This window comes from Methylobacterium sp. J-048, assembly GCF_022829515.1.
GTDB lineage: Bacteria > Pseudomonadota > Alphaproteobacteria > Rhizobiales > Beijerinckiaceae > Methylobacterium.
The window spans coordinates 1-23,574 of record NZ_JAKSYL010000026.1 but is presented as its reverse complement, the minus strand read 5'-3'; the positions used below and the strand labels follow the sequence as shown (position 1 = coordinate 23,574).

Annotated in this window: 20 protein-coding genes; 11 read left to right on the top strand and 9 right to left on the bottom strand. The window is 69.5% G+C overall.

The features are described 5' to 3' along the window. Nucleotides 1-16: 16 nt before the first annotated feature. A complete protein-coding gene (locus tag MKL09_RS00775; protein ID WP_244017060.1) occupies nucleotides 17-3,319 on the bottom strand; it encodes an efflux RND transporter permease subunit in 3,303 nt (1,100 codons plus the stop codon). Between the two features lie 142 nt (nucleotides 3,320-3,461). After that, nucleotides 3,462-4,727 (bottom strand): SfnB family sulfur acquisition oxidoreductase, encoded by a 1,266-nt coding sequence (locus tag MKL09_RS00770; RefSeq protein WP_409566883.1) that lies wholly within the window; start codon nucleotides 4,725-4,727, stop codon nucleotides 3,462-3,464. 344 nt (nucleotides 4,728-5,071) lie between these two features. Here MKL09_RS00770 and MKL09_RS00765 point away from each other — a divergent pair, with 344 nt between their 5' ends. The 8 genes from MKL09_RS00765 to MKL09_RS00730 are packed head-to-tail and all read left to right on the top strand — an operon-like array spanning nucleotide 5,072 to nucleotide 13,706. Then, the gene (locus MKL09_RS00765; RefSeq protein ID WP_244017056.1) at nucleotides 5,072-6,481 is read left to right on the top strand and encodes an LLM class flavin-dependent oxidoreductase; all 1,410 of its coding nucleotides are present in this window, start codon (nucleotides 5,072-5,074) and stop codon (nucleotides 6,479-6,481) included. An 8-nt stretch (nucleotides 6,482-6,489) separates the two neighbouring features. After that, nucleotides 6,490-7,260, top strand: coding sequence for an ABC transporter ATP-binding protein (locus MKL09_RS00760; protein ID WP_244017054.1), 771 nt, complete (start codon nucleotides 6,490-6,492; stop codon nucleotides 7,258-7,260). A gap of 10 nt (nucleotides 7,261-7,270) precedes the next feature. Continuing rightward, nucleotides 7,271-8,152, top strand: a complete 882-nt coding sequence (locus MKL09_RS00755) for a branched-chain amino acid ABC transporter permease (protein WP_244017052.1) — start codon at nucleotides 7,271-7,273, stop codon at nucleotides 8,150-8,152. A 3-nt stretch (nucleotides 8,153-8,155) separates the two neighbouring features. Further along, nucleotides 8,156-9,205: a branched-chain amino acid ABC transporter permease gene (locus MKL09_RS00750; protein ID WP_244017050.1), complete on the top strand. Its 1,050-nt coding sequence runs from the start codon at nucleotides 8,156-8,158 to the stop codon at nucleotides 9,203-9,205. Nucleotides 9,206-9,228: 23 nt separating this feature from the next. Beyond that, the gene (locus tag MKL09_RS00745) at nucleotides 9,229-10,575 is read left to right on the top strand and encodes an ABC transporter substrate-binding protein (protein ID WP_244017048.1); all 1,347 of its coding nucleotides are present in this window, start codon (nucleotides 9,229-9,231) and stop codon (nucleotides 10,573-10,575) included. Between the two features lie 23 nt (nucleotides 10,576-10,598). Continuing rightward, on the top strand, nucleotides 10,599-11,360 hold the full coding sequence (locus MKL09_RS00740) for an ABC transporter ATP-binding protein (RefSeq protein WP_244017099.1): 762 nt from the start codon (nucleotides 10,599-10,601) through the stop codon (nucleotides 11,358-11,360). A gap of 31 nt (nucleotides 11,361-11,391) precedes the next feature. Then, entirely contained in the window at nucleotides 11,392-12,654 is a 1,263-nt protein-coding gene (locus MKL09_RS00735; protein ID WP_244017047.1) for a monooxygenase, read from the top strand. A 14-nt stretch (nucleotides 12,655-12,668) separates the two neighbouring features. Then, the gene (locus MKL09_RS00730) at nucleotides 12,669-13,706 is read left to right on the top strand and encodes a substrate-binding domain-containing protein (RefSeq protein WP_409566882.1); all 1,038 of its coding nucleotides are present in this window, start codon (nucleotides 12,669-12,671) and stop codon (nucleotides 13,704-13,706) included. A 13-nt stretch (nucleotides 13,707-13,719) separates the two neighbouring features. On the opposite strand, the gene MKL09_RS00725 is transcribed toward MKL09_RS00730, so the two are convergent. The 7 genes from MKL09_RS00725 to MKL09_RS00695 form a co-directional block, all read right to left on the bottom strand. Further along, entirely contained in the window at nucleotides 13,720-14,733 is a 1,014-nt protein-coding gene (locus MKL09_RS00725) for an ABC transporter permease (RefSeq protein WP_244017043.1), read from the bottom strand. A 10-nt stretch (nucleotides 14,734-14,743) separates the two neighbouring features. Beyond that, a complete protein-coding gene (locus MKL09_RS00720; RefSeq protein ID WP_244017041.1) occupies nucleotides 14,744-16,252 on the bottom strand; it encodes a sugar ABC transporter ATP-binding protein in 1,509 nt (502 codons plus the stop codon). Between the two features lie 657 nt (nucleotides 16,253-16,909). Next, complete coding sequence (locus MKL09_RS00715; RefSeq protein ID WP_244017039.1) at nucleotides 16,910-17,344, bottom strand: tellurite resistance TerB family protein; 435 nt, start codon at nucleotides 17,342-17,344, stop codon at nucleotides 16,910-16,912. 117 nt (nucleotides 17,345-17,461) lie between these two features. Further along, a complete protein-coding gene (locus MKL09_RS00710; protein WP_244017037.1) occupies nucleotides 17,462-17,776 on the bottom strand; it encodes a BrnA antitoxin family protein in 315 nt (104 codons plus the stop codon). Beyond that, a complete protein-coding gene (locus tag MKL09_RS00705; protein ID WP_244017035.1) occupies nucleotides 17,769-18,041 on the bottom strand; it encodes a BrnT family toxin in 273 nt (90 codons plus the stop codon). The genes MKL09_RS00710 and MKL09_RS00705 overlap by 8 nt, the downstream gene beginning before the upstream one ends. A gap of 83 nt (nucleotides 18,042-18,124) precedes the next feature. Next, nucleotides 18,125-18,346 (bottom strand): YbdD/YjiX family protein, encoded by a 222-nt coding sequence (locus MKL09_RS00700; RefSeq protein ID WP_244017032.1) that lies wholly within the window; start codon nucleotides 18,344-18,346, stop codon nucleotides 18,125-18,127. Nucleotides 18,347-18,354: 8 nt separating this feature from the next. Further along, the gene (locus MKL09_RS00695) at nucleotides 18,355-20,427 is read right to left on the bottom strand and encodes a carbon starvation CstA family protein (protein ID WP_244017031.1); all 2,073 of its coding nucleotides are present in this window, start codon (nucleotides 20,425-20,427) and stop codon (nucleotides 18,355-18,357) included. A gap of 210 nt (nucleotides 20,428-20,637) precedes the next feature. Between MKL09_RS00695 and MKL09_RS00690 the strand changes: the two genes are divergently transcribed. From MKL09_RS00690 to MKL09_RS00680, 3 genes are read left to right on the top strand one after another with little or no spacing between them, the layout of a single operon-like run. Next, entirely contained in the window at nucleotides 20,638-20,835 is a 198-nt protein-coding gene (locus MKL09_RS00690; protein ID WP_244017029.1) for a DUF3311 domain-containing protein, read from the top strand. Next, a complete protein-coding gene (gene mctP, locus MKL09_RS00685; RefSeq protein WP_244017027.1) occupies nucleotides 20,825-22,315 on the top strand; it encodes a monocarboxylate uptake permease MctP in 1,491 nt (496 codons plus the stop codon). Before MKL09_RS00690 ends, mctP begins: the two co-directional genes overlap by 11 nt. Before the next feature lie 52 nt (nucleotides 22,316-22,367). Beyond that, nucleotides 22,368-23,234, top strand: coding sequence for an NAD(P)-dependent oxidoreductase (locus tag MKL09_RS00680; RefSeq protein ID WP_244017025.1), 867 nt, complete (start codon nucleotides 22,368-22,370; stop codon nucleotides 23,232-23,234). Nucleotides 23,235-23,574 lie beyond the last annotated feature (340 nt).

The window sequence follows — 23,574 nt, the reverse complement described above, 5'->3', positions numbered from 1 at the left end:
CGGACGCCGGGGTGCCTCACGCCGCCGCCGCTTCCGCCTCCAGGTAATCCTGCACCGGCTGCGCCGGCCCGCTCCGCAGCAGCACGTAGAGGAACGGCACCAGCAGCAGGGTCGCCGGGGTGGCGAAGGCGATGCCGCCCATCACGGCGCGGGCGAGCGCGGCGTTCTGCTCGCCGCCCTCGCCGGTGCCGAGCGCCATCGGGATCAGGCCGAAGAACATCGCCGAGGCGGTCATCAGCACCGGCCGCAGCCGGGTCTCGCCCGCGGTGATCGCCGCCTCCACGGCGCTGCAGCCGGTGGCCTCCCGGTGCTCCTTGGCGAAGGTGACGAGCAGGATCGAGTTCGCCGAGGCGATGCCCACCGACATGATCGCCCCGAAGATCGACGGGATCGAGAAGGCGGTCCCGGTGATGAACAGCGCGAAGGTGATGCCGCAGAACGCCATCGGCAGGGCCGCGATCACCACGAACGGGTCGCCCCAGCTCTGGTAGTTCACCGCCATCAGCAGGTAGACCGCGATCAGCGCGATGCCGAGCCCGATCTCCAGGCGCAAGAACGCGCTGCGCATGTTCTCGATCTGGCCGCGCACCGCGATCGTGTCGGGCGCCTCCAGGTTCTTCTGCTCGTCCTGCACGATCGCGTCGATGTCGCGGGCGACCGAGCCGAGGTCGCGGTCCTGGACCGAGGCGAAGACGTCGAAGGTCGGCTGGATGTTGACGTGGTTGATCACCGTCTGGGTCGGCACCCGGCGCAATTCGGCGAGGCTCGAGAGCAGGGTCAGCACGCCGGGGCCGGTGCCGGAGGTCGCGGCCGCGCGCACGAACATCGGCGTGTTGCGCAGGTCGGCGAGCGAGGCGTTGCGGTATTCCGGCGTCTGCACCCAGAGCTGGTAGGGGATGCCGGTCTTGGGGTCGGGCCAGAAGTTCGGCGTGACCTGATAGCTGCCCGACAGCGAGATGTTCATGTTCTGCGCCACCTGCTGCTCGGTGAGCCCCTGCTCGGAGGCCAGGCGCCGGTCGACGTCGACGTAGAATTGCGGCTCGTTGACGATCTGCTGCAGGTGGACGTCGACCAGGCCCTTGGTGTGCTTGAGCCGCTGGACGATCCGCTGGGCGACCTCCAGGTCCTTCTCCTTGTGCCGGCCGGAGACCTGCACGTCGATCGGCGTGATGACGCCGAAATTCAGGATCTGGGTGATCATGTCGGCGGGCTGGAAATAGACGATCATGTCCGGGAAGCGCTTCATCAGCACCTCGCGTAGGCGCTTCATGTAGCCGGCGACAGAACCGTGGCCCTCCTTGAGGCTGATCAGCATCTGCCCGTCGTTGTAGGAGACGAACGAGCCGTCCGAGAAGGCGAAGTTGTAGTTGATCGAGGGCAGGCCGATATTATCGAGGATCTGCTCGATCTCGCCCGGCGGGACCACCTCCCGGACCGTGTCCTCGACGTCGGCGAAGACCTGCTGGGTGGTCTCGATGCGCATGCCCGTGCGGGTGCGCAAGTGCATGGTCATCTGGCTCGACTCGATCTGCGGGAAGTAATCCTCGCCGACGAAGACGAACAGCAATCCGGTCATCGCGACGACGAATCCGACGACGCCCAGGGTGACGATCCGGTGGCCCAGCACCGCGTGGAGCAGGCCGACATAGCCCCGGTGGAACCGGGTGAAGCCGCGCTCGAACGCGCCGTGGGCACGCCCGGCGAGGCGGAACAGCGGCGCGGAGGCGAGGCCGAAGGCCCGGGCGATGCGGCCCTGGCGGGGCGGGGGGCGCGCGGCCCGGTCCTCGCCCTGCGTCTCTCCCCGTTCCTCTCCGTGGTCCTTGGCGTGCTTCTGCCGGTATTCCGGCGCCACGATCACGTCGATCATGAGCGGCACCAGGGTGCGCGACAGCAGGTAGGAGGTCAGCATCGCGAACACGACCGCGAGCGCCTGCGGGGTGAACAGGTACTTTGGCGTGTCGGTGAGCGCGAACACCGCCGTGAACGCCGCGCAGATCGACAGCGTCGAGATCAAAGCCGGCTTGGCGATGCCGGCGGCGCCGTGGACCACGCTCTCGCGGAACTCCTCGCCCTCCTCGAACAGCCGGTAGGTGTTCTCGATCGCCACCGTGGCGTCGTCCACCAGGATGCCGACCGCGAGCGCCAAGCCGCCGAGCGTCATCACGTTGATGGTCTCGCCGAGCGCGGCCAACACCGCGAGCGAGGTCATCACGCAGAGCGGGATCGAGATCAGCACGATCAGCGTCGAGCGCCACGAGCCCAGGAACAGCAGGATCGCGAGGCCCGTGAGCGCCGCCGCGATGGCGGCCTCGTGCAGCACGCCCTCGATGGCGTTCGAGACGAACACCGACTGGTCGAACAGCGGCTTGATCGCCATCCCCTCCGGGGCGGCGGCCCGGATCGTCGGCATCGCCGCCTTGACGTTGTTGACGACGTTGAGCGTCGAGGCGTTGCCGTTCTTGATCACCTGCATCAGCACGGCTTGGCCGCCTTCGGCCCGGACCACGTTGATCTGCGGCGGGCCGCCGTCCCGGACATAGGCGACGTCCCGGACCAGCACCGGCTGGCCGGCCACCACCTTGATCGGTGCGAGGTTGAGGGTCTCGATCGAGGGCGGCGTGGCGTTGAGCTGGACCGGGTATTGCTGCTCGCCGATCTTGGTGAGGCCGGACGGCACCGTGAGGTTCTGGGCCGTCATGGCGTTGGTGACGTCCAGCGGCGTCAGGCCGAGCGCCTGGAGGGCGTTGAGGTCGAGATCGACCATGATCTGCCGGGGCGCGCCGCCGAAGGGGGCCGGCAGGGTCGAGCCCGGCACCTGCGCCAGGGTCTGCCGGATCCGGTACTGGGCGTAGTCGTAGACCTGGTTCAGGCTGTCCTTGGCCGAGGTCAGCGCCAGCTGGATCACCGGGACCGAGGAGGCGGAATACCGCACGATGATCGGCGGCTGGGTGCCGGTCGGCATCACCGCGCGGATCGAGTTGGTCGAGGACACGACCTGGGCGATGGCCAGATCGATGCTGACCGTCGGGTCGAAGTAGATCCGCTGCACCGCCGTGCCCTGGAGGGTGGTCGACTCCATGCGGCGGATGTTGTTGACGTTGTTGGAGATGCCGTACTCGGCATAGGTGGTGATGCGCTGTTCCATCTCCGGCGTGGACAGGCCGGTATAGGTCCAGACCACGACGACCACCGGGATGTCGACGACCGGCAGCACGTCCTTGGGCGTGACGATCAGCGCGCCGACGCCGCCGAGCATCATCAGCACGGCGAGCACGTAAGTCGTGATCCGGAACTTGAGAGCGTAGAGGACGAGGCCCATGCGGTCTCCGCCGGCCGGCGCACGGCCAGCCTGTTCGCATCGCGTGCCGGCGCACTTGGCACTGCGCCTGTTTCGCTAACATGTCCGGACAGGCAAGGGGCGGGCCGCGACGCCGCAGGGGCCGGGACCCGATCCCAGCCCCTCAGCTCCAGGCGTGCCGCGGCGGTGCGATACCGTTCAGCGCGTGGTTGCCGACGTGGAAAGACTTCCAGCGCACGGGATCGTGCAGCGTGTGCGTGCGGGCGTTGCGCCAATGCCGGTCGAGGTTGTCGGCCGCCAGCACCGAGCGCGTGCCGGACAGTTCGTGGAGCTTGTCGGCGGCGAGCAGCGCGATCTCCGTGGTCAGCACCTTGGCCTCGGCCACCGCCACGGCGGTCTCCGTGACCGCGGCGTCGGTCGGCGCGTCCAGGATGGCGTCGATCGCGCGGCCGGCCCGGGCCAGCATGGCTTCGGCCGCCCGCAGCTTCACGGTGAGGTCGCCGACCTGGTGGATCGTCAGGACATCCTCCGTCGCCTGCGCGCGGCCGCTGTCGATCCACGGCCGGGCGCGCGTCCGGACGAAGCGGATCGTCTCGTCGCGGGCGCCGCGGGCGATCCCGAGATCGACCGCCGCCTGGATGAACTGCGAGACCGCCCCGTTCGACGACGGCGCCTCGCCGCCCCGCCAGGCCGGGATCACCGCCTCGGGGGCCACGCGCACGCCGCGCAGGGTGACGTCGCCGCTCGCCGTGGTGCGCTGGCCGAACCCGGACCAGCTGTCGGTGATCGTCAGGCCCGGCGCGTCGCGGTCCGCGATGGCGAAGTGGACCCGGCCCTCCGGGTCGACCGCGCCGATGTGGATGAAATGGGCGAACAGCGCGCCGGTGGCGTAGAACTTGTCGCCCTCGACCACGAAGTGCTCGCCGTCGCGGCGCAGGGTCGTCTCGAAGGCGCCGACATGGCGGCTGTTGCGCTCCGAGAAGGCGTTGCCCAGCCGATAGCCGCGCAGCGCCCGGCCGAACCAGAGCCGCTTCTGTTCCTCGGAGGCCGTGACCCGGATCACGTCGAGCGCCGCCAGATGGTTCTGCGGAATCTGGCCCAGCGACGGATCGGCGGCCGAGACGAGGGCGATCACCTCCCCCACCGTGACGAAGCTCGCGCCCAGGCCGCCATAGGCCGCGGGCACCGTGATGCCCCACAGGCCGGAGCCCGAGAACCGGTCGAGCTCCGGCACCGGCAGGCGCCGGTCGCGGTCCCGCTCGGCGGCGCCGGCGGCGAACTCAGTTGCCAGATCGCGCGCGATCCGCACCGCCTCGGCCTCGGAGGCGATGCGGATCGCCTGCGGATGAAGCGCGAAGGGCGGTGTCGGCGCGGCGATCGGCATGGTGGGTCCTCGGGACGGAATCCGGCTGTCGCCGGGGGCGTTCATTCCGAGGCGATCCGCGCGACGCGGTGCAAGCGAGCGGAAACGTCCGTGCAAGTCAAGAGATAGTCGGCATCCCTTGCTTCGCGTGGAAGATGTTATTTCCGAATGCCCGACAATCTGATCCCGATGCGAAGTATTTTTGTTTCGTGTCCGCGAAAATATGGAGAGTTTTATTCCAAATCCAGGGGAATAAAGCCGATTGATTATCCTGACGATTCGGAACGATCTTGAGACGTCACGATCTCCCGATGCGCAGGCGCGTCCAGCTGCAATGCGCGGCGGAGGATGCGCCGCGGCGGCGGCGGGGCTCCGCGCGTGTTGCCGTTTCCCGAACCCAACGAAGCCTCATGACCCGCCAGATCCGCTTCAACGCCTTCGACATGAACTGCGTCGGCCACCAGTCGCCGGGGCTGTGGGCGCATCCGCGCGACCGCTCCTGGCAGTACAAGGACCTCGAATACTGGCAGGACCTGGCCCGGACCCTCGAACGGGGCATCTTCGACGGGATCTTCATCGCCGACGTCGTCGGCTATTACGACGTCTACAAGGGCTCGAACTGGCACGCCCTGCATCAGGCGGCGCAGATCCCGGTCAACGATCCGCTCCAGCTCGCCGCCCCGATCGCGCTGGCGACCGAGCATCTCGGCATCGGCATCACCGCCTCGACCTCGTTCGAGCATCCCTACACCTTCGCGCGCCGGCTCTCGACGGCCGACCATCACACCAAGGGGCGGGTCGGCTGGAACATCGTCACCTCGTATCTCGAGAGCGGCGCGAAGAATGTCGGCCAGGACGGCCTGAAGCGCCACGACAACCGCTACGAGGTCGCGGCCGAATACGTCGAGGTGCTCTACAAGCTGTTCGAGGGCAGCTGGGAAGAGGGCGCGGTCCTGCGGGACCGGGAGCGGCGGATCTTCACCGACCCGGCCAAGGTCCACGAGATCGGGCATCGCGGCCGCCACTTCACCGTGCCGGGCTACCATCTCTGCGAGCCCTCGCCGCAGCGCACGCCGGTGCTCTACCAGGCCGGCGCCTCGGGGCCCGGCAAGGCGTTCGCGGGGCATCACGCCGAGTGCGTGTTCGTGGCCGCACCCCTGAAGCCGATGCTGAAGGCCTATGTCGCCGATGTGCGCGCGCAGGCCCGGGCCGCCGGGCGCTCGCCCCGCGACGTGCTGATCTACAACCTCACCACCGTGATCGTCGCCGAGACCGACGAAGCCGCGCAGAAGAAATTCGAGGACTACCGGTCCCACGCCTCGCACGACGGCGCTCTGGTGCTCCTGTCGGGCTGGAGCGGCATCGATTTCGGCCAATACGCGCCGACCGACCTCGTCAAGAAGGTCGAGACCAACGCTATCGTGTCGATGGTCGAGCATTTCTCGTCCGCGGAGAACCCCTGGTCGATCGCGGAACTGGCCCGGTGGGGCGGGATCGGCGGCCTCGGCCCGGTCTTCGTCGGCTCGCCCGCCACCGTCGCCGACATCCTGCAGGACTGGGCCGAGGAGACCGATGTCGACGGCTTCAACCTGGCCTACGCGGTAACGCCTGAGAGCTTCGAGGACGCGGTCGACCTGCTGGTACCCGAACTCCAGCGGCGCGGCGCCTATCCGAAGGCCTACCGCCCCGGGACCCTGCGCGAAAAGCTGTTCGGCCGGGGGCCGTACCTGCCGGAGACCCATCCGGCCCACGGGTTCCGCGACATTGAGGCGGTGAAGGCGCGGGAGGCGGCGCTTCGCCCCGCCGCCGCGGCCGAGTGAGGCCGGCCATGTCCGACACGATCCTCGAACTCGCCGACGTCTCGCTGGCGTTCAAGGGCATCACGGCGATCGACGGCTTGAGCTTCGCGGTCCGGCGCGGCGAGATCTGCGCGCTCATCGGTCCGAACGGGGCCGGCAAGAGCTCGCTGCTCAACATCCTCAACGGGGTCTACCGGGCGGATTCGGGAAGCGTTACCTTCGAGGGCGAGCGTTTCGGCCGCATCCGCCCCGGCTCGGCTGCCAGGCGCGGCATCGGCCGAACCTTTCAGCACGCAGCCTTGTTCGGGCCGCTCTCCGTCATCGACAACGTGCTGGCGGGCCTCGCGCGCCACAGCCGGACGACGCTGGTCGAGCACGCCTTCGGGTTGCCCCGCGACGCCGCCGAGACGCGCCGCTTTCTTCAGGCCGCCGAGGAGATCCTCGCTTTCCTCGACCTCGCCTCCTACCGCGACCGCATCGTGTCAACGCTGCCCTACGGCATCCAGAAGCGGGTCGACCTCGCTCGGGCGCTGGCGGCGCGCCCGAAGCTCCTGCTGCTGGACGAGCCGATGGCGGGCATGAACGGCGAGGAGAAGCGCGCAATGGGCAGCTTCATCGAGGCGGCCCGGGACACGTTCGGCCTCACGGTCGTGTTGATCGAGCACGACATCGGCGTGGTGATGAGCCTGTCCGACCACGTCGTGGTGCTCGATTACGGGCGCAAGGTCGGCGACGGTCCTCCGGAGGCGGTGCGCAACGACCCGGTCGTGATCGCGGCCTATCTCGGCAAGCCGCATTGAGGGCCGGCGCATGAGCTTCTTCCTGGAGACGCTCGCGGGCGGCCTGCTCGCCGGCGTGATGTACGCTCTCGTGGCGATCGGTTTCGTGCTGATCTACAAGGCCTCGGGCGTGTTCAACTACGCGCAGGGGGCAATGGTGCTCTGCGCCGCGCTGACCTTCGTCACCCTGACGGAGCGGGACCTGCCCTTCTGGCTCGCCGGCCTGGTGACGCTGGCGATCATGGTGACACTGGCGGTGGCGGTCGAGCGGGTCTTGCTGCGCCCCCTCGTCAACCGGTCGCAGATGACGCTGTTCATGGCGACGCTCGGCCTGTCCTACGTGATCGAGGGCATTGCGCAGCTCCTGATGGGCGCGAGCGTACACGAACTCGACCTCGGCATCCCCGATCTGCCCGTCGCGCTCGGCCCGATCCAGCTCAGCCGCTTCGATCTCGTCGCCGCGGCGAGCGCCGGAGCCCTGGTGATCGCCCTGTCGCTGTTCTTCGAGCGCACGCGGATCGGCGTGGCTTTGCGCGCGGTGGCGGACGATCCGCAGGCGGCCCTGTCCATCGGGATCCGGCTGCCGGTTCTCTGGGCGACGGTGTGGGCGGTGGCCGGGTTCGTGGCGCTGGTGGCGGGGCTGCTGTGGGGCGCGCGCCAGGGCGTGCAGTTCTCGCTGACCTTCGTGGTGCTGAAGGCGCTGCCGGTGCTGATCATCGGCGGCTTCACCTCGATCGCCGGCGCCATCGTCGGCGGCCTCATCGTCGGCGCCGCCGACGCCCTGGCCGAGATCTATCTCGGGCCGCTGCTCGGCGGCTCGGTCTCCACCTGGTTCGCCTATCTGCTCGCCGTCGCCTTCCTCTTGGTCCGCCCGGCCGGATTGTTCGGCGAGCGCGCCATCGAGAGGGTTTGATCCGTGACGTCCGCATCCTCCGCCGCCGATCTCGTCCCGGGCCGGCGCCTCGCATGGCCCGCGCTGCCGCTCCGGTACGCCGGGTTCGCCGTGCTGCTGGCGCTCGCCGTCGTGGGCGTCCCGCTGGTGGCAACCGACTATTGGTACAATGCAATCCTGATCCCGTTCCTGATCATGGCGCTGGCGGGCCTCGGCCTGAACCTGACCATGGGCTACGCGGGCCAGGCCTCCCTGGGCACGGGCGCCTTCATGGCGGTCGGCGCTTACGCCACCTACAACCTGCTGCTGCGCCTCCCCGGCCTGCCGCTGCCGGCCAGCCTCGCCCTGGGCGGCCTGATCGCCGGCCTCGCAGGCCTCGTGATCGGGCTGCCGAGCCTGCGCATCAAGGGATTCTACCTCATCGCGCCGACGCTCGCCGGGCAGTTCCTGATCGAGTGGACCTTCAACCAAGTCGGCTGGTTTTCGAACTACGCCTCCTCCAGTTCCATCTCCGCGCCGCGCCTTGCGATCCTCGGACGCGATCTGTCGAGTCCGGCCGGCCGCTACGCCTTGACGCTGTCGAGCGTCGCGGTCGTGACGGCGATCGCCTGGCGGCTGGTGCGCAGCCAGACGGGCCGAAACTGGCGGGCGGTGCGCGACGGGGAGACGGCGGCCGCGGTGATCGGCGTACCGGTGGCGCGGGCCAAGCTTTCGGCGTTCTTCGCCGGCGCCACGGTGTGCGGCGTCGCCGGGGCGCTCTGGGCCTTCGCCTATCTCGGCACGGTCGATGCCCGCAGCTTCGATCTCGATCGGTCCTTCCAGGCGATGTTCATCATCATCATCGGGGGGCTGGGCAGCCTGGGCGGCAGCTTCATCGGGTCGGCGTTCATCGTCCTGACCCCGATCCTGCTGACGCACCTCTCGGAAGCCGTGCTCGGGGCCGGCCTCGACGGCGGGCAGGTCTCGAACATCCAGCGGGTGATCTTCGGCGCGCTGATCATAAGCTTCCTGATCAAGGAGCCCAACGGCCTCGTCGCCCTCATCGTCCGCCTCTGGCGGCGCCTCGTCCGCTGACCGCTTTCTCTCGGAGACCCAGGATGTCACGCCTCGTCCACGCCCTGCGCGCCACCGCCCTCGCGGCGAGCCTCTGCGCCGCCTCCACCGCCATCGCAGAGCCGGCCAAGCAATACTTCCCGCTGGCGACCTTCCGGGTCGGCGCCTACGCCTCGTCGGGTATTCCGAGCTGGGCCGGCGTCATCGATTACTTCCGCTACATCAACGAGGTCGAGGGCGGCATCAACGGCGTGAAGCTGGTCTGGGACGAGTGCGAGACCGAGTGGGCGGTCGAGAAGGGCGTCGAGTGCTACGAGCGGATGAAGGGCGGCAAGGACGGTTCGCCGGTGCCGATCTTCCTGCCGCACGGCGACCCGGTTTCGAAAGCGCTCACGGAGAAATCGGTCGCCGACAAGATCCCGCTCGTGACCACCGGCTACGGCCGTACCGAAGCGATCGACGGCCGGGTCTTCCCCTACAGCTTCACGGTCCTGTTCAGCTTCTGGAGCGAGGCGTCCTCGGCGATCAACTACATCGCCGAGCAGGTTGGCGGAAAGGACAAGCTGAAGGGCCTCAAGATTGCGACCGTCTATCACGACAGCCCCTACGGTAAGGAGACCCAGACCCCGCTCGCCCTGCTCGCCAAGACCTACGGCTTCGAGGACATCCAGATCCCGGTGCCGCATCCCGGCAACGACCAGTCGGCGCAATGGGGGCGGATCCGGCAGATCAAGCCCGACTGGGTGTTCCTGCGCGGCTGGGGGGTGATGACGCCCGTCGCGATCAAGACCGCGGCCAAGACCGGCTTCCCGGTCGATCACATCATCGGCGGCATCTGGTCCGGCTCGGAGGAGGACGTACGACCGGCGGGCAGCGTCGGGAAGGGCTATCTGGCGATCACGCCGTTCCCGGCCAGTCAGGATTTCGAGATCCTCAAGAAGATCAAGGCCGCGATCGTCGACAAGGGCAAGAGCGACCTGAAGGACCTGAAGAGCTTCGGTTCGGTGTACTACAATTCCGGACTGATCGAAGCGATCATCTCGGTCGAGGCGATCCGCACGGCGCAGGCGCGCTTCGGCAACCGGCCGATTACCGGTGAGGAGGGCCAATGGGGCCTGGAGCACCTCGTTCTCGATGAGGATCGCCTGCGGGCGATCGGCGCCGAGGGCCTCGTCCAACCCCTGCGTCTCTCGATCAACGATCATGAGGGCGGCGGCGCCGGCAAGGTCCTGCAATGGGACGGCGCCAAGTGGACTATCGTCAGCAACGGCTGGGTCAAATCCGACCGCGAACTGCTCCTGCCGCTGATCTACGAGCGCGCCGCGGCCTACGCCAAGGAGAAGGGCATCACGCCCCGCTCAACGGATTCCGCCGAGGCGGTGGCCCGATGACTCGGGTCGTTGAGGCCGGCCCGGTGCGACCACCCTTCCTCGACGTGGAGGCGATCGAGGCCGTCTACGGTGCCTCGATCCTGGCCCTCCACGACGTGTCCCTGAGCGTCGCCCGGGGCGAGATCGTGGCCCTGGTCGGCCCGAACGGCGCCGGCAAGACGACGACCCTGCGGGCGATCTCGAACCTGCTGGGCGCTCAGCGCGGCGCCCTGCGCGGCGGCTCGATCCGCTGGCGGGGCGAGGAGACCCGGCGGCTCGATCCGGCCGATCTCGTGGCGCGCGGCATCGTGCAGGTGCTGGAGGGCCGGCACGTGTTCGGGCAGCTCACGGTGGAAGAGAACCTGCTCACCGGCGGGTATCTGCGCCGTCCGAGCCGGCGGCAGCTCGCCGCGGATCTCGAGCGGGTCTACGGGTGGTTCCCGCGCCTGAGAGAGCGCCGCGGCGCACGCGCCGGCCTGACCTCGGGCGGCGAGCAGCAGATGGTCGCCATCGGCCGCGCGCTGATGACCCGGCCGACCCTGCTCCTCCTCGACGAGCCCTCGATGGGCCTCGCCCCGATCGTCGTCGCCGAGATCTTCGCGATCATCGCCCGCCTCAACCGCGAGGAGGGCCTGAGCGTCCTGATCGCCGAGCAGAGCGCGAACCTCGTGCTCGACCAGGCCGACCGCGCCATCGTGCTGGAGAGCGGGCGCGTGGTCGCCGCAGGCCCCTCAGCCGAACTCGCCGCCAGCGGCCGTCTCGCCGCGCTGTATCTCGGCGCCGCCGACGCGCCGACGCGGCACTGACCCTCACCCGCGACCGGACGAGACCGACCCGATGAGCCAAACCGACGCCGCTGCCTGGCCCCCCGAGCGCTCCGCCTGGGGCTCGCCGCCGAGCCCGCATTACGAGCGCCTGGCGGCCCGGTTCCGGCCGATCTTCGCCCGGATCCGCGAGGGAGCCGTCGCGCGCGAGCGGGAGCGCCGCTTGCCCGACGAGGCCGTGGGCTGGCTGCGCGCGGCGCGGTTCGGCGCCCTGCGGGTGCCGGAGGCGGAGGGCGGCTTCGGCGCCAGCCTGCCGGACCTGTTCGGCCTCCTCGCCGAGCTGGCGCAGGCCGATTCCAACCTGCCCCAGGCCCTCCGCAACCATTTCGGCTTCGCGGAGGACACCGTCAGTAGCCCCCACGATGCGCGCCGGGCGCGCTGGATCGAGCGCCTGGCGGACGGCGACCTGTTCGGGGGCGCCTGGTCGGAGACCGGGAGCGCGGTGGTCGGCACGTTCGAGACCCGCATCCACCGGCGCGGCGACGGCTGGGGGCTGACCGGGCGAAAGTACTACACCACCGGCTCGCTGTTCGCCGACTGGATCGACGTGGTCGGCACCGGCGAGGCCGGGGAGGAGACCTCGGTCGTCGTGTCGGCGCGGGCGCCCGGCGTCGCGATCCACGACGATTGGGACGGGTTCGGCCAGCGGCTGACCGCGAGCGGCACCGCCACATTCGCGGACGTGCCCGCCATCGGCGAGCCGTTGGCCACGGAGGTCCGCTTCGCCTACGGCACAGCGTTCTTCCAGGCGGTGCATCTCGCCACGCTCACCGGGATCGCCCGGGCGGCGGCCGACGCGGTGACCCAGGCGGTGCGCACGCGGGAGCGGACCTATTCCCACGCCGCGGGCGCGCGGCCCAGCGCCGACCCGCAGGTGCTCCAGGTGGTCGGCCGGGTGCACGCGCTGGCCTACGCGGCCGGGGCGCTCAACGCCCGGGCGGCGGAGGCGGTGCAGCGCGCCTACGAGGCCCGGGTCGCGAACCTGCCCGCGGAGGCGGCGCAGGCAATTAACGTCGCCTCGGAGATCGAGCTCGCCCAGGCGCAGACCGTGCTGACCGGCCTCGTCCTGGACGCGGGCACGATCCTGTTCGACGCGCTGGGCGCCTCCGCGACGAGCAGCGGGCACGCCCTGGACCGGCACTGGCGCAACGCGCGCACGATCGCCTCGCACAACCCGCGCATCTTCAAGGACCGGATCGTCGGTGACTTCGCGGTCAACGGCACCGAGCCGCCGTTCCAGTGGAAGATCGGCCGCGTCCTGCCGACAGCCCAATGAGATCGAGGAAAGCCATGTCCGTGCGTCTCCGTCTCTGCGCCGCCGTCGCGGCCTTCGGCCTCTCGACCGCCGCCTGGGCGGGCGGCCTCCCCGGGGCACCGCCGCCGTTCGATCGCGGCGACGTCACGGTCGCCCTGGTCCGCTACCTGTCGGTCGGCGATTTCTACCAGGCCTACGAGGCCGGCGCGCGGGCGCAGGCCAAGGCGCTCGGCATCGACCTGCGGATCTTCCCCGGTAAGCAGGATGCGGCGCAGGAGCGCGAGCAGGTCGAGCAGGCCATTGCGCTCGGCGCCAAGGCGATCGTGATCGATCACGGCCTGCCTGAATCGCTCAAGGACGTCGCCCTGAAGGCGGTCGAGGCCGGCATCAAAGTCGTGGCCTTCGACGTGAATCTCGACCATCCGCGGATCCCGCAGGTCGAGCAGAGCGATCGCGCACTCGCCCAGAAGGCGCTGGATCAGGTCGTTCAGGAGAACGGGACCAGCTTCCAGGCGGCCTATATCTATGTCGCCGGCTTCGCGCCCCTCGATCGCCGCGACGCGGTCTGGACCGCCTTCAAGGCCGCCCATCCGGGGGTGATCGAGAAGGCCCGCTTCGGCACCGTCAGCGACGCGACCGCGAGCGTCGTCGCCGACCAGGCCAAGGCGGCCCTGCGCGCCAACCCGGGCATCACGGTGATCGTCGCGCCCTATGACGAGTTCGCGCGCGGCGCGAAGCTCGCCGTGAACGAACTGAACCTCGCCGACACGGTGAAGATCTATTCGGCCGACGTCTCGACCGCAGATATCGGCGAGATCACCGAGCCTGGCAGCCCCTGGGTCGCCACCGTCGCGACGAATCCGGCCGTGGTCGGCGCGGTGTCGATCCGCGCCGCGGCGCTCGCCCTCGCGGGTCAGGATCCCGGGCCTCGGATCACGGTCGAGCCGACCCTGCTGACGCAGGGGGCGCTGCGGGAAGCCGGGGTGAAGACCATCGCGGATCTGAACGCCCGGATCCCGGCCTTCGGCCGTTCGGAGGCCGCGACAGCCCCCTGGATCCCGCAGCCACGCTGATCGCGCGCCACCGTCAGCCCTGCTTCGGCGCGAGGCCGTAGGTGACGGTCAGGGCGCCGATCAGCACGGCGCCCTTGACGAAATCCTGCAGGTAGTAGGGGGCGTTCAGCATCGTCAGGCCGTTGAGCAGGACGCCCACGAACACGGCGCCCACGACCGTGCCGAGGATGTTCGGGCGGTTGGCCCCGAGCACGGCGTAGCCGATCAGCGCGGCCGCGATGGCATCCAGCATCAGCCCGTTGCCGGCCGACACGTCGCCTCGGCCGATCCGGGCGGCCATCAGGATGCCGCCGATGGACGCTACGGTCGAGGAGATGACGTAGGCCCAGACCCGATAGGCCCGCGTCGGCGCGCCGGCGAGCCGCGCCGCGAGCTCGTTGCCGCCGACCGCGTGGAACACCCGGCCGAAGCGGGTGAGATCCATCACGAACCAGAGCGCGGCGGCCACGAGTGCGAGCACCACCACCGGGACCGGCAGGATGTCCCAGAACCGGTGCCGGCCGAGGGCGAGGAACGCGTCGGTGAAGGCGCCGTCCGCCACGGACCCGTCGAGCAGGGTCATGCCCGGCGCGATCGAGCGGCCCCCGGTCGGGATCAATTGGAGGCCGGCCAGGAGGAACAGCATCCCGAGCGTGGCGAGCAGGTCGGGGATGCCGAGCCGGACGATCAGCAGCGCGTTGCCGAGGCCGACCAGCACGCCGAGCCCCAGGCAGAGCAGGATGGTGCTCCCGGTCGAGCCGTCGAGCACGATCAGGCTGTAGGCGGCGGCCATCTGCACGAAGGCGGCGAGCCCGCCGACCGAGAGATCGAACCCGCCGGCGATCATCGTGACCGTCACGCCGACCCCGAGCAGCGCCACGATGGCGACCGCCTGCAGGATGCTGAACAGGTTGTTGACGCGCAGGAAGGCGGGCTGCGCGACCGCGAAGACCGCCACCAGTCCGACGAGCAGGATCAGGAGCCCGTAATCGATCGCGAATCGGCGCACGGACAGGGACGCGTTCGGGGCGCGGGCGGGCGACGACATGACGGAGGCTCTACGAGGCGGCGGGGTGAGGCGAAGGGGCGCCTGAAGCCAGCAGCGTGCTGATCCGGGCGAGGTCGCCGGCATCCCCGACCACGGCGCGATCGGCCATGACGACGACCCGGTCGCCGACCTCCAGCGCCTCTTCGAGGTCGTTGACGAAGACGATCGTGGCGCGGTCCCGCGACTGGGCTCGGATCGCCCGGACGATGTCGTCCCGGGCGCCGATATCGACGCCCTGGAACGGCTCGTCGAGCAGCAGCAGCCGCGCCGGCTCGGCGTGCCAGCGGGCGAGGACGACCTTCTGCTGGTTGCCGCCCGACAGGACGGCGGGCCGATCGTCGGGGCCGCGCGCCTTGATCCCGAATTCGGCGATGAGCCGGGCTGCCGCGCGCGCCTCGGCGGTCGGCGAGACCAGGCCGGCCCGGCTCCGGCGGTCCAGGAAGGGAAAGCCGATCGTGCCGGCGATATGCGCGAACGGCACGGTGCCGGGGAAGAAGGTGGTGCGCCACCGGTCCTCGCCGGCCATGAACACGCCGTTGCGGATCGCCTCCCCGGCGGAGCGCGGCCGCCAGCGCTGGCCGTCGAGCTCCATGTGCCCGGCCGCGAGCGGCCAGCGCCCCAAGATGGCTCCGGCCAGCGTCGACTTTCCGGCCCCCACCGGCCCGGTCACGGCCACGACCTCGCCCGCATGCGCGGCGAGATCGAAGGTAGCAGTGGCCGGGGCGAGCCGCGCCTGCGACAGCCGCAGGACCGGCGCGCCGTCCGGCACCGGATCGCGCCGCGCCACCCGCCCGACCGCGTGGCCGACCATCGCCCGGATCGCGGCGTCGAGATCCAGCGGCCGACGGAACGCGCCCGCGACCCGGCCGTCGCGCAGCACCACGATCCGGTCGGCGATCCGGCGCAGATCGCCGGTCCTGTGCGAGATGTAGAGCAGCGCGACGCCCCGGTCCCTGAGCCGGTCGAGGACCGTGAACAGGCGTTCGGATTCGGGGGCCGAGAGGCTCGCGGTCGGCTCGTCGAGAATCAGCACCGTCGGGTCGTGCGCGACGGCGCGCGCGATGGCGACGAGCTGGCGCTCGGCGATCGAGAGCGTTCCGAGGGTGCGGGACAGGTCCAGGTCGAGGCCGATGCCGGCCGCGATCGCCTCGGCGGCGCGCAAGTTCCGCCGGCCGCCGGCCAGGAGCGGGCCGCGCCCCGTGCAGGAGCGGTCGAGCAGCAGGTTATCGGCGACCGACAGGGTCGGGACGCCGACATCGGCGATCGACTGGTGCACGGCGATGATCCCGTGCGCCCGCGCCTGCCGCGGCGCGGCGAACGCCACCGTCTTCCCGCTTATGGTGATCGACCCCGCATCGGCGCCGTGGACGCCGCACAGGATCTTCACCAGGGTCGACTTGCCGGCCCCATTGGCGCCCATCAGGGCGAGCACCTCGCCGGCCGCGAGCTCGAACGACACGTCGGTGAGCGCCCGGGTCGATCCGAAGCGCTTGGTCAGATTGTTCGCCGCGAGCACCACCGGCAAATCTGTCGCCCCGTTTGTCCCGAGCGCTGAGTCTCAGCGAGCGATCACCGTTCAAATGCATATGAAACGTTCGGCAATCACCTCATGTCAAGCGGGCCGAACACAGAACCGGAAATAAAAATCAGATCACTGCTGATCACATGCGATGATTATATCAAACAGATCAGCTATTATATTTCAGTTTTAGAGAACAAGCATCGCGGCCGCCGCGATTTCACTTGATCCTGGCTGAGGGCGCTGCCGACCTGTTTCGGCGCGATCGACGGCTTCGGCGATGTGTATCGGCCAGCCCGATCGCTCCTCAAGAGTCCGCTTTCGAGGGGATGCCGCACCGTTTGCGCGCGCGGATGGCGACGGGGCCGCCGAACCGGTCTCCCCTTCGGCGGCGAGCCTTCTACCGCGAGGCGGGGGGCGCACGGATCACCTTGAGCGCCCCCAGGACGGTGCATCGAGGATCGGCCCCCCGGCGGTTGCTTAGCGGCGGCCGCAAGCGCCCGGATCGCGGCCGGCAAGCCACGTTCCGCATTCGGCGGGGGCGTGCGAGCCAACCCGAGCGCTCGCCGGGCAATCGCGCCGACACCCGGCCGAGCCTGCGGTACGGAAGCGTTCCGACCGGTCAACCCAGGGCGGACGACACGCCCTCGGGGCGGCTCAGCGCAGCAGGGCGGACTTGTCGACGTGCAACGCCGCACCGATCTCGTCGAGCGCCTTGTGCTCGACCTCGCTGATGCCGCCGAAATCGGCCACGTCGGCGCCGATCAGAAAAACGTCCTGGCGCTGGTCGATCGGCCGCTCCGCGATGGCGCCGACGAGCCGCAGGTTCTCCAGGCGGCCGGCCCGGGTCTTGGCCCGGGCGATGGCCTCGTAGAGCTCCTGCTCGACGCGCAGCGTGTCGTAGGACTTCTCGAGGATCGGGTTGGCGCGGATGCCGCTGATCGCCGATTCGATCTCCTCCTCGGCCACGTCGCCGTCGGCCACGATGACGTTGGCCGCGGCCGAGACCGCCGACTGGAGGAAGACGGCATCGCCCGCATACGACATGATCGTGCGGCCGAACCGAAGGATGGCGTCCTGGAAAATGCTCATGCCGACCTCCCGTGCGGTCGGAGATGGCGGATATTGTGGCGGCCGAGTCAAGATCCGGCCGCGCTTGCGCCGGGGACTGACATTCTGCGCGCAATTTATGGTTTCGCGGGTCGGCCCTTACCCAGCCCCGAGGTCGCGAGCCGCTGCCCGCAGCGCGTCGTTCATCCGGGTCTGCCAGCCGGGCCCGGTCGCCTTGAACGCCTCCACGATCTCCGAATCGAGGCGCAGGCTCACGAGCTGCTTGGTCGGCGCCTTCTGGGGACCCCGAGACCGGCGCAGGGTCGCCGCCAGTTCGGGGAACACTTCGGCAAAGGGACGCGCCTGGCGTGCCTGGGCATCGGTGACCTCGGGATTGTCCGAGTCGGCCGCGATCCCGGCCTGGATGCGTGCCTCCTCGGCGTCGGTGATCGAGGGAAGATCGAGCTTAGGCATCCTCGTAGATCCTCCGTTCCTTGCGGCTCGCCGGGCGCAGGCTGACGAGAGCCAGCGCCTCGGAGCCGAGCGGCGCGAGTACGGCCGTGACGAGGCGGCCATCCAGAAGGCCGATGGCTACGAAGCGCCGGCGGCCGTCCGGTCCGGGATGGGACGGCACGACCACCGAATCCTCGAACCGGAGCCGATCACGCGCGTCTGCGAAGTCCAGGCCGTGCTTGGCGAGATTGCTCACCCGCTTCGGCTCGTCCCAGACCACGCGCATGCCCGTACCTACGATCCGAGCCCGGGCCGGTCAATCGGATCGTAGATACGATTTGCGCGATGCTGACCGGATACGGACCCGCGTCAGCAGCAGCGGAACCCCGACGTATTCCCCACCCCGAAGCGGGCGTTCTCGCGATTGCGAAAGAACTCCAGCTCGGTCATCGGCGCCTGGTCGGGATGGGTGCGGCGGATATGCGCGGCGTAGGCCGCGTAATCCCCCTGCCCCACCATCAGCCGGGCGCCGTCGCAGACGCATTTGGACAGCGTCTGGAGGCGGCGGCGCAGGCTCTGCTGTGGCTCCATGACGCGCCCTACTCGGCCGCGGCCAGGCGCGGATCGGTCTCGAGGGCGGTCCAGCGATCGGCTCGCCACGCCTTCAGGCAGGCGGCGATGCCGAAGCCCGCGATGGCGACCACGAGGCCGATGAACAGGGCTGCCAGCACGGCGTCGATCCGGTCGTTGAGGATGATCTGCGCCATCTGGTCGGCGTTCTTGGCCGGCGCCAGGAGCTTGCCCTCGGCGGCGGCCGTCGCGTAGCGCTCGGCATGGGCCAGGAAGCCGATCTTCGGGTCGGCGGACATGATCTTCTGCCAGCCGGCCGTGAGGGTGCACAGGCACAGCCACGCGGTCGGGATGATGGTCACGAACGCGTAGCGCTCGCGCTTCATCTTGAAGATCACCACCGTGCAGAGCGTCAGCGCCACCGCGGCCAGCATCTGGTTGGAGATGCCGAACAGCGGCCACAGGGTGTTGATGCCGCCGAGCGGGTCGGTCACGCCCTGGTACAGGAAGTAGCCCCAGGCGCCGACCGCGATGGCGGTGGCCGCGATGCTCGGCCCCCAGGAGGTGGTGTTCTTGAACGACGGCACCGCCAGGGCGACGAGATCCTGCACCATGAACCGGCAGGCGCGGGTGCCCGCATCCACGGCCGTGAGGATGAACAGCGCCTCGAACAGGATCGCGAAGTGGTACCAGAACGCCATCATCGCCTTGCCGCCGATGGCCGAGGAGATGATGTGGGCCATGCCCACCGCCAGGGTCGGGGCGCCGCCGGCGCGCGAGATGATCGTGCGCTCGCCGACATCCGCGGCGGTCTGGGTGATCACCTCGGGCGTGGTGGCGAAGCCGAGCTTGGTCACGGCCGCGGCAGCGGTCTCGGGCGTGGTGCCGACGAGCGCCGCGGGCGAGTTCATGGTGAAGTAGACGCCCGGGTCGATCACGCAGGCCGAGACCAGCGCCATGATCGCCACGAACGATTCCATCAGCATGCCGCCGTAGCCGATGAAGCGGGCATCGCCCTCGCTGGCGATGAGCTTCGGGGTGGTGCCCGACGCGATCAGGGCGTGGAAGCCCGAGACCGCGCCGCACGCGATGGTGATGAACAGGAACGGGAACAGGCTGCCGGCCCAGACCGGCCCGGTGCCGTCCACGAACTTGGTCGTCGCGGGCATCTGCAGGTGCGGCGCGACGACCGCGATGCCGAGCGCCAGCCCGACGATGGTGCCGATCTTGAGGAAGGTCGAGAGGTAGTCCCGCGGCGCCAGCAGCAGCCAGACCGGCAGGATCGAGGCCACGAAGCCGTAGCCGATCAGCATCCAGCACAGCTGCGGGCCCGTGAAGGTGAAGGCCGGGCCCCAGACCGGGCTCGCGGCCACCGAGCCGCCGCCGAGGATCGCCAGGATCAAGAGGACGAAACCGAGGATCGAGACCTCGCCGATCCGGCCCGGGCGGATATAGCGCGTGTAGACGCCCATCAGCATCGCGATCGGGATCGTCGACATCACCGTGAAGGTGCCCCACGGGCTCTCGGCCAGGGCCTTGACCACGATCAGCGCCAGCACGGCCAGCAGGATCACCATGATCAGGAAGGTGCCGAACAGCGCGATGATGCCCGGCACGGTGCCGAGCTCGGCCCGGATCAGCTCGCCGAGCGACCGGCCGTCCCGGCGCATGGACACGAACAGGACCATGAAGTCCTGCACCGCCCCGGCCAGCACCACGCCGGCCAGGATCCACAGCATGCCGGGCAGGTAGCCCATCTGCGCGGCGAGCACCGGGCCGACCAGCGGGCCCGCGCCTGCGATCGCTGCGAAATGGTGGCCGAACAGGACGCTGCGGTTGGTGGGCACGTAGTCGAGCCCGTCATTGTGGCGGACCGCCGGGGTCACGCGCTTCGGGTCGAGGCGCATCACCTTCTCGGCGATGAATTTCGAATAGTAGCGGTAGGCGATCAGGTAGACGCAGACCGCCGCGACCACGATCCAGAGAGCGTTGATCGTCTCGCCGCGCTGGGTGGCCACGATCGCCAGAGCCGCGGCGCCGAGCGCTCCCACGAGGGCCCAGGGCCCATGGTCGCGCACTTGCCTGCCGATCGCCGTACCCATCGTCCCGCTCCCTACAGACCGCCTCACGCTCGGGGGCCTGGGGCCTTCCGGCTGGGACTCGCTGGTCCCGGGCGACAACTCCGATTTATCCTATCGCCTTGCCGTTGACGCAAGCGGCTCGACCTGTGATGCAACGCGCCGAGCTGCGCCACGACCGATCTGTAACACCGGATCGTCGGCCAAGACCTGTTCTCGTTCACGGGCCGGACCATGGAAACCCGACGCCGCTCGCCGCTGATGTGGCTCCTGCTGCTGCCCTTCCTCGGGCTCCTGTGGGTGCCGTTCTACAACCAGCACGATCCGGTCCTGTTCGGCTTCCCGTTCTTCTACTGGTATCAGCTGGCCTGGGTGCCGCTCACCTCCCTGATCCTCTACCTCGTCTACCGGGGCGTGCGCGATGACCGCTGATCTCGACGTCCCGGCGCTGTCGGTCTTCGTCTTCTTCTTCCTGCTGGTGACCGTGATGGGCTTCGTGGCCGCCCGCTGGCGCCGGCCCGAGACGCTGGCCCATCTCGACGAGTGGGGCCTGGGCGGGCGCAAGTTCGGCACCTGGATCACGTGGTTCCTGATAGGCGGCGACTTCTACACCGCCTACACGGTCATCGCGGTGCCGGCTCTGGTCTACGCGGTCGGCGCCTACGGGTTCTTCGCGCTGCCCTACACGATCATCGTCTACCCGTTCGTGTTCGCGGTGATGCCGGTGCTGTGGCAGGCGGCCAAGGACAAGGGCTACGTCACGGCCGGCGATGTCGTGTACGGCACCTACGGCTCGCGGGCGCTCGAACTCGCGGTGGCCGTCACAGGCGTGGTCGCCACCATGCCCTACATCGCGCTCCAGCTCATCGGCATGGAGGTGGCGATCAAGGCGCTGGGGCTGCGCGGCGAGTTCCCGCTGATCGCCGCCTTCCTGGTGCTGGCCTTCTACACCTACTCGTCCGGCCTGCGGGCGCCGGCGCTGATCGCCTTCGTCAAGGACATCATGATCTACATCGTGGTGCTGGTGGCGGTGGCGATCGTGCCGTCGAAGCTCGGCGGCTACGGCGCGGTGTTCGACGCGGCCGACGCCGCGTTCAAGGCCAAGGGCTCGGGCGGCACGCTGCTGAGCCCGGCGCAGATCCTGCCCTACGCGTCCCTGGCGCTGGGCTCGGCGCTGGCCGCGTTCATGTACCCGCACACGCTCACCGGCATCTTCGCCTCCTCGGGGGGCAACACCATCCGCAAGAACGCGGTGCTGCTGCCGGCCTACACGCTGCTGCTCGGGCTGCTGGCGATGCTCGGCTACATGGGCCACGCCGCCGGCCTCAAGGTGACGAGCAACAACGACGTGGTCCCGGCCCTGTTCAAGACCCTGTTCCCGGGCTGGTTCGCGGGCTTCGCCTTCGCGGCCATCGCGATCGGCGCCCTGGTGCCGGCCGCGGTGATGTCGATCGGCGCCGCCAACCTGTTCTCGCGCAACGTCTGGAAGGCCTATGTCAACCCGAACGTGACCTCCGCCGGGGAGGCGCAGGTCGCCAAGATCACCTCGATGCTGGTCAAGATCGGCGCGCTGGTGGCGATCCTGGTCCTGCCGACGCAGTTCGCCCTCGACCTGCAATTGCTCGGCGGCCTGTGGATCCTGCAGACCCTGCCGGCTCTGATCTTCGGGCTCTACGTCTCGTGGTTCCGGGCGCCGGCGCTGTTGGCGGGCTGGGCGGTGGGCTTCGTCGCCGGCAGCCTGATCGCCTGGTCGGACGGGCTGAAGCCCCTGCACACCCTGACCTTCGGCGACGCCAAGCTCACGCTCTATACCGGGCTCCTGGCGCTCGCCGTGAACATCGTCGTGGCGGTGGTCGTGAACGCCGCGCTGACCCTCGGCGGCCGGAATCCGGCCGTCGCGGCCGGCCGCTGAGCCACCGTTCGGGATCGCGCCGGCGTGAACCGGCGCTCATGAGGAGAAGACGATGGCGAAGGTCGCATTCCTGGGTCTGGGCGTGATGGGCGGCCCGATGGCCGGACACCTCGCCAAGAAGGGCCACGACGTCACCGTCTACAACCGGACCACGCCCAAGGCCGAGGCCTGGGTGAAGGCCCATGGCGGCGCCTTCGCGGCCACGCCCCGGGAGGCCGTCGCGGGGGCCGAGATCGTGTTCGCCTGCGTGGGCAACGACGACGACCTGCGCAGCGTCGTGCTGGGCGAGGACGGCGCGCTCGCCGGCATGGCGTCCGGTGCGGTGTTCGTCGACCACACCACCGCGTCGGCCGAGGTCGCCCGGGAACTCGCCGCGGCGGCCGAGGCCAAGGGGCTCGGCTTCATCGACGCGCCGGTCTCCGGCGGCCAGGCCGGCGCCGAGAACGGCGTGCTCACCGTGATGTGCGGCGGCGCGCCGGAGACCTACGCCAAGGTCGAGGCGGCGATCGGCGCCTTCGCCCGCGCCTGCCGGCTGATGGGCCCGGTGGGCTCCGGCCAGCTCACCAAGATGGTCAACCAGATCTGCATCGCCGGCCTGGTCCAGGGCCTGTCCGAGGGCGTCCACTTCGCCAAGCGCGCCGGCCTCGACGTGGAGGCGGTGCTCGACGTGATCTCCAAGGGGGCCGCCGGCTCCTGGCAGATGGAGAATCGCGGCAAGACCATGAACGCGGGCCAGTTCGAGTTCGGCTTCGCGGTCGACTGGATGCGCAAGGATCTCGGCATCCTGCTGGACGAGGCCCGCCGCAACGGCGCCAAGCTCCCGGTCTCGGCGCTCGTCGACCAGTTCTACGCCGAGGTGCAGGCCATGGGCGGCAACCGCTGGGACACGTCGAGCCTGGTGGCCCGGCTGGAGCGCTGAGGGCGCGGGGCGGATCCACGCCTCGGGTTCCCGATCATCGGACGCTCAAGTGGAATCCGGTTCGGAGACGACACGCGCCTTCCCTCCCCCCCTCTGCGGGCTACGATATTCACACAACCCTGGCCGAGACGCGCCCTCCTCCACCTTTCGGGGAGGAGTTGGAGGTGGGGGTGGTGCAGCATCGAGCGCAGCGGTGTCTTCTTGCCCACCCACACCCCTGACCCCTCCCCGCAAGGGGGGGGGGCAACGCGCCTTTCTTTCAGCGATCAGAAAGGCGGCGTGTAGGTATAGATTGTGCCTCTATGTGTATACTTCAGTGTTCTCTGTTGAATTTCTAAAA